The sequence below is a fragment of the Anoxybacillus sp. TBDG-1 genome (assembly GCF_054815885.1).
This window is the reverse complement of record NZ_JBTZSY010000033.1, coordinates 13460-29479: the sequence shown is the minus strand read 5'-3', so window position 1 is coordinate 29479 and position 16020 is coordinate 13460. Positions and strand designations below refer to the sequence as shown.

The following is a 16020-nucleotide window of genomic DNA, read 5'->3' as shown; positions in this document are numbered from 1 at the left end:
TCAAACTGTTCAAAATTAATTAGCGAAAAGTGTTCAATTTTACTTGACGGTTACAACATTCTCCAAGCGTTTCGAGAAAATACTTGAAAAGTATAATAACCGGAACGACTATATGGACGTGTACGAAGTGTTTGAAGAGCTTATTAAATTTAAAGAAGAGCTAGAGGAAGCGATTCAAGCAGGGAAGCAACTCGGCTTAACCGACGAGGAGAAGGCATTTTTTGATGTGCTAGGCTCTGATCCAGATATTAAAAATTTAATGGAAGATGCCATTTTAATCAAAATCGCTAAAGAGTTAGCGAAAACGGTAAAAGAAAATCGCACACACGACTGGGATAAGAAAGTCCAAGCCCAAGCTCGTATGCGTCTAGAAATAAAAAAAGTGCTTCGTAAATACGACTACCCGCCAAACAAACAACCGAAGGCGGTGGAAGACGTACTTGAACAAGTGAATTTGCAATGTATGAATATGTGAAGAAGTAGAATATTGCCTTACGGAGAGACAGTAATTATGCGATTGCTGTCTCTCTTGAGTATTTGCTTATTAGCTAAATAAACGTTGTCCAATAATTTTGTAAGGGGTTTCTTATCGACATGGAAAGAGCATTTGATCAATTGGGGAAGCTTGTTCATGCAAAAGAAGCGCATAAGTACGGCGTAGATTACACGTGTCCATGTTGTGGAGCAAGGGTATTCAAGGCGGAGGGAAGGATACAATCGGCTCATTTTCGCCATGAGCGAGGGCAGGGATCTGAACGGTGTGAACTTTACGCCCAACGTTTAACGAGCTCGTCTCGTTTCGATGATTATTCAGCGATGGTAAGTCGTCCTTTTATTACGTTCGAAGAGGATGAAGACGATTGGAATCTTTTTATTACATTCCCTTATTTGACTCCTTCTCAAGCAAGACAATGTGATTTACATCATTTACACTTTAAAATAAAATGCAATGAAATGGACTCTTTTATTTCATCCGCTCATCTTTGGCCAAACTCTAATGAAAATAAGCTTCAAATTGTTCCTAAAGAAAGTTACAGTTTCTCTTTCGTGAGAAAAGAAGATGAAAGATGTTATGGAAAGCTTGGCCTTTTTTGGCCTGAATACATGAAAGGGTTTAGAAGTAATGTATATTTATTTCAGTTAATAAACAAAAATTTTTGTATGATTGAATCTAAGGAATTATCGCTGAATGACACTTTTTATATGGTGTCACGAAAGAAAATAGACTTTCCTGGGGAAATGTTCGTAAAAAAATTAAACAAAAAATATGGATGGTATGCTTATAAAATTCAACTCCCCTATGTGTTAACAGATTCATTAATAAAGTTGTTTCAGCAATTTGGATATTTTTTGAAACCACCGTATTATTACTTAGACATAGTAGTTCCTTCAGTTTTTAGGAGAAAAAACGATGCGTTTTTCATTGAAGAAAAGGAATGTGTAATTCAGGTAACGTTTCGAGATTTTAAACCACAAAATTTTTATTTAATCCATATTCATCCTAACTATACAAGCACGGAATACCGCTTATCAGATAATTATTTTAATGTTATATTGGATAAAAAAGGTTTTCATACTTTTTACATTAAAAATCAAGAAGGAAAGATGTTACATTTATACTACGGTGAAAAGATGGATGCATGTTCCACGGAAATGTTTGATTCCTCAATTGTAGTCGACCAACAAAAGTTAATGCTATTTAAGGAAAAAAACATTTCAACATATCATTCGATTTCTGTAAAGGGCTCTTCTTCCTTTCCTTACTGGCTGAAAGAAAAAAATAAGTTTGCAAGGAAGCTTGACTATGGCGGAGATTTTTTCTATCCATCCGTTGAAAAAATTTTTATTCCTGGAATCTGGTCGTTTTCCTTTCTTTTAGAAGAGGATCAACGGCATGATGAGCTCGACTGGCAACATGTTTTATTGTCATATATGCAATTGGATCAAAGAGGGTCTAGCTGGATCTCAAATGAACAATATACGTTTTTTAAAAAATGTTTAAAAGGAATACATGATAAAAACTTGCAATCGAAATTAACGTATTATTTAAAGTTGTGTCGTAATCGTGTTCCGCTAGTTGTCAAGGAATTCATACAAAGAGTGAGACAGTAAAGGGAGGATAACTGTGAAAACGATCTTTGGTGTTATTGAAAGAGAAAGGAAACCAAATAAAAAATACATGTTTGTCAAGGTTTTGGCAGAATATAAAGATTTACAACTAATTGAGGTTAAAAATCCACGTCTTGACTACCCTAGTGAGGGAGAGGCGATATGGTCCCCTGCGCCATATGACGCAAATGTAGGAAAATTAGGGTTTTTCACAGTATTAGAGAGAAACGAAGAGGATTACTTGGGAGGAACTATATATTCAAAATATATGGTTTATAGAGAGCTGGGGGATTTAAAATATTATGAGGTTTTTAAAATGCCGTTTTCACTTGCACAAAATAAAGAAATTATTTACTTGATTCAAAATGGAATTGACACTCCACAGAGATTTAGCTCAGAAATCTTATTATTAACGAAAGATGATTATTTAATCGGGCCTTACCGTATTAAACAATCAAAAGATGGGAAATGGGTCATTGATTCGTCCGATGATAAGTGGCTGGAGATTCGAAAAAAGAGTATAAATCTTGTTGAGTATTATGATAAAAACATAGGGGGAATGCGTTATTTTACATCAACTATGTTAATCGACCATGTTGAAGACTATCTTGATTGTGCCACGAATGAACGGATTATGCGCTATGCATTAAAAACACTTAAAGAGTATCAACAAATTCAAGAGATTTCAAGAAAAGTTATTAGTCAGCTGTCTGATTTAGTTGGTGAACTCCCTTCGCAAGTTCATTATGAACGCATTATGGCAGCTATTGAGCTATTAACTGAATATGAAGTGACCGAGGAAGATATTATCAGATTTGAAGGAGAATTATTGCAATATCCAGCTATTCAGAAAAAATTAGAAACATTATTGGAAGAGAAGTTTAACGCTGAGAAAAGAAGAATTGAAGAGGAACATCGAAAAACATTAAACGAAACTGCACAATTGCGTAAAGAGAAAGAGCATCTATTATTAGAAATGGAAAAGTTGATCCAACAGATAAAAATATCAGAAGAAAAACTAAAAAAAGCTGATGAAGCATTGAATGAGAAAATCAGGGGAATGAAGGAAAATATTTTCCGAACACTAGCAGACTTAGCACCATTAGCAAGTTTAGGGCTAACCGTTTCTCAACATCAAGTTACAAACTATCGAATTGAGTCTCCGTGGACGGTAAAAGACAATGAAGAAACGACGGTTTATGATAATATTTACGATTTAATGGAGCACGCTGTGAAAAATTTGTCTATGCTTGGTATAGAGGATAATAAAGCGCTGTTAATGACCAAGACTGTGATAGGAGCAATGTTATTTAGAACACCAATCGTTGTAAAGGGGGGCTCTAGTTTTGAGTTGGCGCAAGTGATTGGTTGGACCATTGCAGGAAACGAGCACCTAACTATTTTCCCTGATATGAAAAATTTCAACAACCAAACACTTGTCGAGAGCTTCTCTAATTATGTGCGGTCTGATTGTGTGAAATCTGTCCATTTATGTCAAATTGAAAACTCACCAGCTGAATTGTACTTACCATCGTTTTTAGATTATTGGAGAGTTTCTATTGAGGAATCGTTGCCGGAATTAATTCTTATAAGCATTAAAGAAGATAGTGATTTGACTAATTCCTTCGTTCAAAAATTGCCGTTTGTGCCAATAATAAATGCAGACGAAATAGTAACAGATGCAAATATTCGCTCGCTAAGAAAGGCACATAGTTTAGTGTTTGGTTCCATCGCGTCACGCTTGCTGATAGAGGATGATATATTAAGAAGAAAGTCGAGCGAATTTAGCAATTTTTTAGAGATCGTCAAAGAGGTTATGCCGTTTACCAAACAAAAGGAATCGTTTAAGAAGTGGTTCCGTTTACTAGAAGATGACCTACTCGATGAAGAAATAGTATCTTTGTGGATTACTAAAGTATTGCTGCAACCTTATATTGACAAGGAAAAGGCAACGAAAATTTTAGATGAGTTCGATCACGAAAGTATTACGGTTTAAAAAAGGAATGGGAAGATGTTAGGAAAAACGAGGGAACATAAAATATATCAATTTAGGCAAATAAAATCGCACATTCTTTCCCTAATCCATTTTTATGCATTTGAAGATCACAAAATGAAACCTGTTCATTTTCAGCGGCTTATTCCATCACTTCAAAGATTGCTACAAGGCGATTTTTTTGAAGATCTTAGGGATCTTATTAAAGATGAAGATAACAAAACCGAAGCTCAAGTATTGCTTAAATGGGTATCTGATCTAGGAGAGATATTAAAGCTGGCAAATGGCTATTATTTACCGTTGCCGCCGCGTTCTGTCGAACTCCCAGTATCTAAAAGCCTGATTTTGCTTAGCAGTATGAAAGGGACTATCGATAAGTATTATGGATGTGGCAGTGGTTATATAGAAGATAATAATGATTTTCCAGTGTTGACGCTTGATGAATGGATGCCATCATTGTCTATAAATGAATTCATAAAAACAGTCAAAACCGAGAAACCAGTACAGTTGAATGACGAACCAACTGAAGTTTTTTTACCGCAAAAAAAGCGTAAATGGCATCCGTTTCAAACGAATCTCGTATCGCAATCAGACTGCTATATTGCTAGATATGCATTAAAGAACGGTCAGCCGTTTTACTTCTGGGTTGAGAAGAGAACAGACAATGTGTATTATTACAAAATACCAACTGATTATTTGAATATCGCAAAATATGCATTGGAATACAAGGCTGGGATTAAAACAACCGTAAAATGTACAAAAATTCATGAAGATATTATTCATGTCCGCTTTTTTAAAAGGTTGCCTGTATATGAAGAAAGGATGATCATGCTATTTGCTTTCCCATTTTCCTTTATAAAGCCGATTGAATGGATTATGCCTTTGCAGCATTATTCAGACTTTATTTGGGTTTTGCAACGACTAGGAATTGATCATACTTCAATACTATGGGAGGGAGCTGAAGTTTGATGATGGAGTTTACCATTAACTCTGTTTCGGCACGATTACATCAAAAATTAAGGGAATATATTGAGGCGCAGTATCCGATTAGCCATCCTTCCTTGTTATTAGAACGCAGAGAGTTATTGGATTCTCAAGGAATTATTTCAAAAGAACCGTATATTGAAGCCACCCCTGTCTATGAGCCAGGATCGACATATGAGCGAATGAACTTGCCGACTCACTGCAAAGAGGCAATGATGTATTTTTCGGAGTTGTCTCCAAATGTAGGTATTTATAAGAGGCCGTATATTCACCAACAAGAAGCATTAGAGTCATTTTTGAAGGATGGGTACGATTTAGTTGTAGCGACTGGAACGGGATCGGGTAAAACCGAATCATTTTTACATCCTATTTTAAACTCGTTAATTGACGAAGGATTTAGTAGACGGGAACAATTTCAAACACATGCGGTTCGAGCATTAATACTATATCCGATGAATGCGTTAGTTAGCGATCAAATAGCAAGACTACGTAAGCTTTTTGGTGATGAACGGGTGTCAGAGTACTTTCGAGAGCGTTTTGGGCGTCATCCATTGTTCGGAATGTATACATCAAGAACACCTTACCCAGGAGAGCGAACAGAGGAAAAAGATAAATATCAACTAAAGGAAATTATTCAATATTATTTAGATATTGAAACGAATCAGCCACAATTAGCGATGGAAATGAAAAAAAGAGGAAAATGGATAGCGAAAAACTTGGAAGCTTTTTGTTCAGGTAAAAGAGGGGATTGGAAATCTAGATATTTGACATCTCCTGATGACCGAGAACTGTTTACTAGACATGAAATGCAAACGACTCCGCCGGATATTTTAGTAACGAACTACTCGATGTTAGAGTATATGCTGATGCGGCCTATTGAGCGTCCGATTTGGGAGAAAACAAGGCAGTGGCTTGCAGAAAATGAAGAGAATAAATTTATCTTAGTGCTTGACGAGGCGCATATGTACCGAGGGACAAGCGGTGCTGAAGTAGCATTGCTCATAAGAAGGTTGCAAGCAAGATTGGGGATTACGCGCGATAGGTTGCGTTGTATTTTAACGAGCGCAAGTTTGGGTGCGGAGAATGATGACTCGGTGGCTATTGAATTTGCAGAACAATTAACAGGGAAACCGAAAAATCGCTCTTTTAAGTTGATAAAAGGGACGAGGGAAAAAAGAGCGCCAGGTAGAACCGGTACGGTTGATGAGGCTTATTCACTTGCTTTATTAGATAGTGAGCAGTTTACAAACCGTATTCATCAGTACGATACGTTGCGAAATAACCTTCAATCTATAGCAGAGTGGCTTGGTTGGGGGAGTGTTCCAAACGATCTGGACGAGTTGCCGCTATACCTATACAAAAGTTTGGATGGATTTGGTCCGCTTGGATTAATTATTGAACAAATAAGCGGAAATGCCCAAAAATTTAGCGACATTGCTAAGATGGTGTTTCCGAATGTGGATGAAAAAACCGCTCAAAAAGCAACGAGCCATTTATTAATGTTGGCGAATGCTGCTAAAAATAATGAACGAGTGCTGTTGCCGGTAAGGATACATTTATTCTTTAAAGGCGTATCGGGTATTTATGTATGCACAAACCCTAAATGTGATGTGAAAAGGGTGAAGGAAAATGATTCGATTTTAGGGAAAATGTATGATTCCCCTAAATTAAAATGTACCTGTCGCGAGGAAGCAAGAATCTACGAACTACTTACTCATCGAAAATGCGGTACGGCTTTTATTAGGGGATATATCTCAAAAAAGAATGATAATTATTTATGGGCAGAAAAAGGAAAAGGAATCATCGATGAGGAATTGACAGAGGTTCATTTGCTAGTGGAGTCTCCACACGAAAAAATACAAAACGGAAGTAAGGCGGCACGTCCTGTATGGCTTGATATAAGAACGGGGTATTTAATGAAATCTTCACCTGATGATCCTAAGGGTTATCTGAAATTGTATTGGCCGAACAACGAGGCGGATAAGAACAAAAAGAAAAATCAAGCGATCACTTTTCAAAAATGTCCTTGCTGCATGAGAAAAGTGCAGGGCACGATTACAGATTTAAAAACAAAAGGGGAGCAGCCTTTCGCCAATCTAGTTCGTGAACAGTTTTTATTGCAACCCTCGGTAAAAGTAGATAAAGAACTACCTAATGAGGGGCGAAAGGTGTTGTTGTTTTCTGACGGTCGCCAAAAGGCTGCCCGTCTTGCAAGGGATATTCCGTATGAAGTAGAGCTAGACTCTTTTAGACAGGCGATTTTATTGGCTGCACAAAAATTGATTGATCAAGAGATAGAACCGAAACTTAGTAATTCTTTATATTGTTCCTTTCTTCAAGTGATTGACGAACATAAATTATACTTTTTTGAAGACCAAGATAGAAAATCACTGGCAAATCATGTGCAAGTTTTCAAAGAAAATTTCGATGACGACTATGAGGAATTAATTGAAAACGGTGATATTGAGCTGTCATCCCGTTTTAAAACAGAACTCCTTCGCCAACTTTGCCATCCTTTATATTCTATTTACACAACTGCCACAGGTTATTTGGAGCCTGTAGAGAGAGAAGTAGCAAGGATAGATAAAAAATTAAAGGGGGTATTGTCCAAAGAAGATATTTATGTACTGATAGCTCTTTTTATTCAAGAAATGTTAGATAAGGTAGCTATCGATTCAACCGTTCAGTTTTATGAGCGTCTGAAGATTAGAGGATTTGGTGAGGATGATTGGGGAGTTAATAAAGGTTATATATCGAAGAATTTAGAGAATATCATTGGCATTTATGTTCAAAATCAAGAGCATAAAGAGCTAATTATAGATGCACTGTTTAAGTTGTGCACAGAATCAGAAGGAAGATTTTATTTATCTCCTAGGAAATTGAAACTGATTCCCGGCATTTATACAACGTGGTATAAATGTAACGATTGTAAAGAAATTAATATGGTAATAGCAAAAAACAAATGTGTAAATTGTTTATCTGAGAATATTGAGATATTAGATGTCAATAGTAAGAGCCTAGATTCAGAAAAGGGATTTTGGCGTTCGCCAATACAAAAAATAATGGCAAACAATGAGAAGATATCAAATATCACTGTTGAGGAACATACTGCTCAATTATCGCAAAAGGATGCGAAAATTGCCATCGCAACGACGGAAGAGTATGAATTACGATTCCAAGATATTATATTAAATGAATCAGAAGGCCCTGTAGATATACTAAGCTGCACAACGACAATGGAAGTCGGGGTTGATATCGGTTCGCTAACAGCTGTTGGATTAAGAAATGTTCCGCCTCAACGGGAGAACTACCAACAGCGTGCAGGACGCGCTGGACGGAGAGGCACAGCTTTATCAACAGTAGTTACTTATGCTCAAGGAGGACCACATGATTATTATTATTTCCGGCATCCTGAAAAAATGATAAGCGGTTCAACTCGCAAACCAATTGTCTATATTGATAATAAAAAAATTGCGAAAAGACATTTAAATGCATTTCTTATTCAAACATATTTTCATGAAAAAGTCTCTACAACAACTACTACGTCAAGCATTCTCAGCAGCTCATTGGGGGATACGAAATCATTTTTTGAAGGAGATCCACCATTTAACTACGTACAATTTAAAAAATGGTTAAATAACAATGTAACGTGCCATTTTCGCGACTATCCTATAATATTTGATTTGATTCCTGATGAGGTTGTTTCGGCTAAAGAAACACTAGGAGAAAATATTATGCAACTAAAGTGGTACGTTGTTAAAGAAGCGTGTAACGAATTGGTAAATGAATTAGAAAAAAATTATGAGAAAGTAAAACATACATTAAAAGCGCTTGTTGATGATACAGCGGAAGTAAATCCAAACGATAAGTTCCTTGATTTTTTATTTAATCATGGATTGCTTCCGACATATGCGTTCCCACAAGATTTATGCAGTTTTTATATTGAAGGAAAAGATAGGAGAACAGGAAAAATAATTGTTAAACAGAGACCTCAACTCGAAATAAATAGGGCATTGAGTGAATATGCACCTGGAAGACAAATCGTTGTCGATAAGAAAACGTACCGAATTGGCGGAATTTATGTTCCAAACCCACAAGACCCATTAAAACCTGCTAGAGATTTATTGATTGATAGTTTACCGAATGTCACATATTGTGAAAAGTGCTCGTTTGTTTCTTTAGACATGATCAAGGAGACGAATTGCACCGTTTGTGGAAATGAATTGAAGAGAAGCCCGTTGTTACGACCAACAGGCTTTTCTCCGGAGAAAGGAAAGGAAGTAAAAGAAGGAGATCGGGATCAAGAATTTACGTACGCGATGCCGCCGCAATTACCAATTCCTATATCAGGGGAAAAATTAGAATTGAAACCTTATCTAAATTCCAAAAGACTTCAGTATGCCAATGAAATGAATAAACAACTTATAGTAATGAATAAAGGTACAGAAAATCAAGAAGGCTTTGAGATCTGCACAGACTGCGGAGCGATTTGGTTAGCTGGAGAAAAAGAAAATAAATCAGTGCATGAAGTTCCGTATAGATTAAAAATACATCTTGGTCAAAAAGAATCTCTCTGCCGCGGAAGTATTAAAAAGGTGTTTCTTGGGAATATATTTAATTCTGATCTGCTGCTACTGAGAATGAGTTTTGATGAGCAAATTGACTTTCATCCAGGGAATCAATGGGTTCATGATGGACTAAAGACGATTGGAGAAGCAATGGTTTTAGCTGCGAGTAGGGTATTGGATATTGATTACAACGAATTATTATCTGGGTATCGTATTTTACCTCTGGAATCAAAAGATTCGAAACATATGTATCAGGCCGATGTTTATTTGTTTGATACTTTATCAGGGGGAGCGGGGTATTCGCACGTTGCAGGTGAAGTTTTGCCAGATATCATTGAAACCGCTAGGGAGATTTTGATGAGTTGTGAAAATAACTGTGAAACTTCATGCTATAAGTGCTTAAGACATTATTCTAACCAGTTTTATCATAGTCAGTTAAATCGTTTTGTTGCTCTCGAATTGCTTGATTATGTAGCAAAAGGGGAATTGAAAAAATTAACACTGCAGGAGCAGAAAAAAGTATTGTCACCTATTAAACGAATGATGGAAATACACAACGAAAAATTTGAAGAAATTCAAGTAGGTAACCAATACTTCATTAGAATGGAGTCGAAAGGGAGATATTTGATTGGTGCAAAAAACAATATTGAAAAGATTGTAACTAAAACTAGTGACGATTCTACAGTTGTGTATGTTTCTGCGTACGAAGTTTTGCATGATTTACCGAATGTATATTTAAATTATGAGAGAAAGCAGCGGCTGTTGATTTAGTTTTTTAAATGTATTGCCCCCATACTTCGACGCACGTCACTTCTATGTAGGTATAGACCGTTCCACCCAACCTATTTCTTCGTTTGGAACGGTCTGTTTCTTAATTTTAACTGTGTACTCATCCAAGACGATTGTTTGCGAGCACTGCAACATATTAGACCAGCATCTGAAAATTCAACGTTCGATATGCTCAACACTTTTGTGCCGATCGTTAGGCGCTCACTCAAAAGCAAGGTGAGCGTTTTTTATTGATAAGAAACTTTCACTCTTTAAGACACAACTTGCCTATTTTATATTATAATGGTACAAAAATCCTATTTTGCACTGGAGCTGGTTTAGATGGCGTACACGATTCCAGAAACGATTCGTTCGAGTGCAACAGCGGGGGAGCGGTTGCTGTTTCGAACGCTAAAAACGTATTTACCAGATGACTATATTGTCTATTATGAACCGGAGATTCGGGGGAGACGACCGGATTTTGTGATTATTGGCCCCGATTTAGGGCTCGTTGTGCTTGAGGTGAAAGATTATACATTGTCGACGTTGTTTCATTTGAATAATGATGAATGGACGATTGTAAATAGCGCTGGCGAGCAGGCGACAGTAAAAAGCCCGTTTAAGCAAGCGAGAGATAATGCATTTCACATTGTCGATGTACTAAAAAAAGACAAAAATTTAGTTCACTTAGAAGGAAAGTATCAGTTTCAGTTAAAGTTCCCTTATGGTTATGGTGTTGTGTTTACAAGAATCTCACAAAAAGATTTAGTGAAAAAGCAGTTGTATCCAGTCATCAATCCGAATTTTTCCCTGTTTCGAGATGAAATTGATCCGGACAAAGAAACGTTTAATGAAGAAATATTGTTTGAAAAAATATTGAATATGTTTGTCGTTCCGTATCGATTGCGAACGCCTTTAACGAAAGAGGAAATTGATGCGATTCGTTATCATCTTTTTCCAGAGGTGCGCATCAGCGCGGAGTTTCGTCCGCCTACGCCATATCAAGATCAAGTGCTTTTATCCCTTCATGACATTAAAGCGATGGATTTGCATCAAGAAAATTTAGCAAAGCAGCTCGGGGATAAAAATCGTTTGATTCGTGGTGTGGCTGGAAGCGGAAAGACGCTTATTCTAGCTAGCCGAGCGAAACTGTTGGCGAAGCAGCATCCTGATTGGAAAATTTTGATTTTGTGCTACAATATTTCTCTAGCGCAAGGGATTCGCCAAATGCTCGAGCACATGTTAAGTGAACCAGATTCGTTATTTGATTTTGACTTTACGAAAGAACATGCGATGGCGAAAGCGGCGAATGACCAAATTATTGTGCGCAACTTTCACGAATGGTTGAAACATGATTTAAAAATGTCAGAGCAACAAATTCCGAACATATTAGAAAAGATTGATAAAAAAGAAGCGATTTTGCCAATGTATGATGCTATTTTAATTGATGAGGGGCAAGATTTTTCTTCCGAATGGCTGGCGCTCGTTAGTAAGCTATTGAATCCAGCAACACAATCGCTTCTCCTTGTGGAAGATCGAGCCCAGACAATTTATAGACGAAAACGTTCATATGTGCAAGATACAGGATTAAGTTTTCAAGGTCGCTCAAAGGTATTGACGATTAATTATCGAAATACAGCACAAATTGTGAAATTTGCGTGGGATTTTTATCGTGAACATTCTATGTTAAGCAATAAAGTTGCCCAACGCGAATTTGAAGGGGAGATTATTGCTCCACAAAGCACAAGGCGGAAAGGGCCGAAGCCGGCAATTGTGAAAGCATCCAGTTTTGGTCAAGAAATGCAAATTGTTGCAAAGCAAATGAAACGATTACACGAAGAGGAAAACGTGCCATATTCAGAAATGCTTATTTTGTATCGAGTGAAACGAACGCATAAGCAAAATATTATCGATGTCATTAAGCGGGCATTGGAAAAAGAACAAGTGCCTTATTATTGGTTGGCAGAAGATGAAACTACAAAGCGGAAATTTTCCCGTGATGAAGAAACAGTTAAAATTAGCACGATTGAAAGTAGTAAAGGACTCGATTTCCAAGCAGTTTTTATTGTCAATGTCGACAATATGCCGTTTGCGCTTGAAGAAGACCGTGAACGGGAAGTTTCGTTATTGTATATCGGTATGACGAGGGCGAAAGAATACTTATGTTTGTCTTATTCAGGAGAGTCGGAATTTACACGTTATTTTGAACAAGTGCGAACAAATAGATTACAGAAGAAAAAGGAAGAACAAGCAAACGGTTTGTAAAAGTAAAATAAGAAAACATTAGAAAGGACCCTCACATATGAACAACCGTTGGAATGCGTTTATCTACAAATGCTGGGCGCCTGTTTATGATTTGTTTTTTAATCGTGGGTTGTTTTACCAAGCAAGAAAACGAGTGTTTGACGGAATGGAGGTTCCAAAAGGGAGCAATGTGTTGTTTGTCGGAGTTGGAACAGGTGCTGATTTAACATTTTTTCCGCTAGATCATATTCGAGCGATAGGGATTGATTATTCACCAGAGATGTTAACAAAGGCAAAAGAAAAGTACTCGTCTGTTGAATTAAAGCAAATGGACGCACAACGTTTATCGTTTCCGAACCAATCGTTTGATATCGTGATCGCTAGTTTAACACTTTTTGTTGTTCCACATCCTCATGAAACAATGGCTGAGATGGTGCGTGTAACAAAAAGCGGGGGACGAATCATTATATTCGACAAGTTTTCAGATTCAAATCGCTCGATGCTTAAACGAATCATCCGTCCATTTCTTCAAGTATTAGGAACCGATATCGGTCGTTCGTTTGGACAACTATATGAAGCGTGCCAGCAAGAATGTCGAGTAATAGAAAATACGCCGATTATGATGAGAGGTATGTATCGGAAAAGCGTTATAAAGAAAAGCTAAGGTAGCGTTATTTAGAATGGAAATTGAAAACATATGATGATGTTTCACGACATGATGAGTTGTTTTGAGGGCGTTATATACGTTTTTTACGGAACAGATTGTGAACGTTTTCGATTATTGATCCAAAGATTTTAGAAGAGCGGTAGCGACAAATAATCGATTTGTTAGCCAGATGTCCATGAACAATGAACCACTGGAGGAAAATAGATGGCTGTATATCAATTTTACGCAATCATTCAAAAAGATGCAGAGGACGATGGCTATATCGTCACGTTTCCGGATCTGGACAACTGTTTTACCTATGGAGAAACATTGGTGGAGGCTGTAGAGATGGCAGAGGATGTATTGTTTACGATGCTCGACTATATGGAAGAAATAGGAGAGGACATTCCTACTGCTTCTTCTGTCGAAAAGTTAAAGGAACTCTTGCCTAGCGGCGCCAGCCTTGTAAATGTTGAGATCGATACAGATACACATACAAACGCGAGTTAATTTACTCGTATTTTCACGGAGCGGCTGTCGTATCCAAAAACCAAAAAAACAGAAGTCGAGGGGCTTCTGTTTTTTGGTATCAAAGAGTATTAAATACCCACTTCTTAGACAATCTACTTTTTGAGTAACCGGTTAGTAACGGTGCCAGTACACGGTTCGCAAAAAACAGCTCGATGTGGCATAAGGGGTGCCGTAGTTGTTTCTTTTTATGGTAATTATTGCAACATAAATTGCTTCACTAAAAAAATAATGTGAATTTGTAAAAATTTATCGGGATAAGAGGAGGATAGCGATGAGACTTTATAAATTTACCGAATTATCCGATGAAGCTAAAATGGTGGCTGCTGAAGGCTATATGGAAGATGCTCGCACCTTTGGATTTGACCCAGCAGTAACTTTAGAAGAAGTATATGAAATTTTGGTCAATCTATGGGAACGGCATCGATATGGTGTGGAAGGTGTTTTGCAAGAAAAAGTAAAATATTATAGAAAAGGGGAAGTGTATTTTGAAAAAAAACTGAAATATATTAGTAACTAGTGGTGCCAATTGAGCGCTAGCGCTCAACTAGCCCAAGCGTCACAAGAGAATACGTCAACAAGATGCCATCGAGTGCGACTTAATCCCCGCAATCAAATTGGCAAGAATTTTCGTGATGCGATACTGGTCGTCGAGGACAGAGAACACCGTTTCCATGGCTTTCCGCTTTTGTTTGAGCCGTCTCTCCCAAACAGGACATCGCTTTGGCGTCCTTTTTTGGTAATTGCGCATAAGAAATCGAACAAAGGTGGTGGATGAAGAAATGTTGCGCGAATTAGAAGAATTGGCGCAGAGCGAACAAGAAGTTTTAGAAGCGTTGGAGGAGTGGCAAAGTTTAAGCGTGGATCCGAAAAATCGCTATGCGTACGAAATGCGACTCAAATGGCGAGTGGCGCTGCAAAAGAAAGCATAATAGCTGGTAACATTGGGTACTATCTGTTTAGCTTTGAGAGTCTATCCGACTCTCTTATTTTTTGGATATGTGCTCAATTTATTAAAATTTATAGTAAAATGAAAAAAATGCTGTTGAGAAGAAGGAATATAGGAGGGGGAATTTGTTTGCGAGAGTTTCCAGTAAGAAGATTACAATCAATAAACCTAGATGAATTATACGAACGTGAAGAGCAGCTTCTGGACGAATTGAATAGCGATATGGCAAAGGATTGGATTTATTATGAAATTGTCGAATTGTATAAAAAAATTTATCGGCACTTATTGAGGTGCTCACCAGAGGAAAAAGAAGAGCATGGGGTTGAATATGTGAAAAAAAGGCTCGTTACTTATCTCATTCGTTACGGAACGTATTTGAAAACGCAGCTTATGAAAGATGATTATACAGCGAAAAAAGCTTTTCAAGACGCGTTGTGGTATGATAAAACGAATCCGATTGCTCATTATCGCCTCGGGTTTTTAGCGTATAAAGAGCGACAGTATGGGGAGGCGCTTCGTTATTTTGAAAAAGCGCTTGAATATCAAGGAAGGTATTCGAATCGGGAGTTTTGCTTAAATGAACAACAGCTATATTATGCCCATCTTTATTTGGCGAACAGCGCCTTGTTTATCGCGGAGAAAACGTATCAATCCTTCGATCGTTTTCCTAGCTACATAAACGATCAAAGAGTGCCTGCGCAACTTTCATCTTTGCACACGTTGTTGCAACAAAGTGAAAATATTTTAGCGATGCGAGCGTTTACGAAACAGACTCGGAATGGAAAAGAGTATTGTTCCAAAGAACAATGTGAACAACTCATGATGAATAATCCTTTGAATACAGTGATTGTTTATTTTTCTGATCAGAAAAACGTTGTAGCTTATCACGGCAGGGAAAAGCCTTTCCCTTGTGATCCAACGGAGATGCTTTGTTATTTTTTGTTGAAAACGAATGAAAAGCGTCCGGCAACGAAACATGATGTGGCTATGTTTTTTCAAACTAGACGGAATGGGGAAATTTTGACAAATACGTTTGTTCAAAAAGTAAGGCGCCTTCGGGAAAGATTAAGTTGTATTGGAGTGCCCGAAATGATCGAATCAACCCGATTTAAAGGCGAAACCGCCTATTATTATAACGGCTCTGTCGATTATATCATTATGTATCGAAGTGATTATACGTTTATGTTTGAAGACTATTTGTGATGACATGCGTGTCATCGCTCTTTTTTTA

The 16020-nt window shown here is 37.4% G+C and carries 10 protein-coding genes and 2 pseudogenes; 11 read left to right on the top strand and 1 reads right to left on the bottom strand.

Going from position 1 to position 16020, the window contains the following annotated elements:
• Positions 1–58: 58 nt before the first annotated feature.
• From ACYQY7_RS10460 to ACYQY7_RS10420, 9 genes and pseudogenes are all read left to right on the top strand, one after another.
• Positions 59–475, top strand: a pseudogene (locus ACYQY7_RS10460) (type I restriction enzyme endonuclease domain-containing protein); the annotation flags it as partial.
• A 119-nt stretch (positions 476–594) separates the two neighbouring features.
• On the top strand, positions 595–2112 hold the full coding sequence (locus ACYQY7_RS10455) for a competence protein CoiA family protein (protein ID WP_461201968.1): 1518 nt from the start codon (positions 595–597) through the stop codon (positions 2110–2112).
• A 13-nt stretch (positions 2113–2125) separates the two neighbouring features.
• On the top strand, positions 2126–4105 hold the full coding sequence (locus tag ACYQY7_RS10450) for a hypothetical protein (RefSeq protein ID WP_461201967.1): 1980 nt from the start codon (positions 2126–2128) through the stop codon (positions 4103–4105).
• Positions 4106–4120: 15 nt separating this feature from the next.
• The gene (locus ACYQY7_RS10445; RefSeq protein WP_461201966.1) at positions 4121–5071 is read left to right on the top strand and encodes a hypothetical protein; all 951 of its coding nucleotides are present in this window, start codon (positions 4121–4123) and stop codon (positions 5069–5071) included.
• Positions 5071–10425 carry a DEAD/DEAH box helicase gene (locus ACYQY7_RS10440; RefSeq protein ID WP_461201970.1) on the top strand — a complete coding sequence of 1785 codons (5355 nt, stop codon included), beginning with the start codon at positions 5071–5073 and terminating at the stop codon, positions 10423–10425. Before ACYQY7_RS10445 ends, ACYQY7_RS10440 begins: the two co-directional genes overlap by 1 nt.
• Before the next feature lie 339 nt (positions 10426–10764).
• Complete coding sequence (locus ACYQY7_RS10435; protein ID WP_461201965.1) at positions 10765–12687, top strand: 3'-5' exonuclease; 1923 nt, start codon at positions 10765–10767, stop codon at positions 12685–12687.
• Positions 12688–12724: 37 nt separating this feature from the next.
• Positions 12725–13330, top strand: a complete 606-nt coding sequence (locus ACYQY7_RS10430) for a methyltransferase domain-containing protein (RefSeq protein ID WP_461201964.1) — start codon at positions 12725–12727, stop codon at positions 13328–13330.
• A 207-nt stretch (positions 13331–13537) separates the two neighbouring features.
• On the top strand, positions 13538–13822 hold the full coding sequence (locus ACYQY7_RS10425; protein ID WP_461201963.1) for a type II toxin-antitoxin system HicB family antitoxin: 285 nt from the start codon (positions 13538–13540) through the stop codon (positions 13820–13822).
• A 292-nt stretch (positions 13823–14114) separates the two neighbouring features.
• Complete coding sequence (locus ACYQY7_RS10420; RefSeq protein WP_461201962.1) at positions 14115–14360, top strand: hypothetical protein; 246 nt, start codon at positions 14115–14117, stop codon at positions 14358–14360.
• 16 nt (positions 14361–14376) lie between these two features.
• Here the strand turns inward: ACYQY7_RS10420 and ACYQY7_RS10415 are convergent.
• A pseudogene (locus ACYQY7_RS10415) lies at positions 14377–14588 on the bottom strand (IS982 family transposase); the annotation flags it as partial.
• A 34-nt stretch (positions 14589–14622) separates the two neighbouring features.
• On the opposite strand from ACYQY7_RS10415, the gene ACYQY7_RS10410 reads away from it, so the two are divergent.
• Together ACYQY7_RS10410 and ACYQY7_RS10405 are read left to right on the top strand one after the other, a co-directional pair.
• Entirely contained in the window at positions 14623–14772 is a 150-nt protein-coding gene (locus ACYQY7_RS10410) for a hypothetical protein (RefSeq protein WP_461201961.1), read from the top strand.
• A 146-nt stretch (positions 14773–14918) separates the two neighbouring features.
• The gene (locus tag ACYQY7_RS10405) at positions 14919–15992 is read left to right on the top strand and encodes a tetratricopeptide repeat protein (RefSeq protein ID WP_461201960.1); all 1074 of its coding nucleotides are present in this window, start codon (positions 14919–14921) and stop codon (positions 15990–15992) included.
• The last annotated feature ends 28 nt before the right edge of the window (positions 15993–16020 follow it).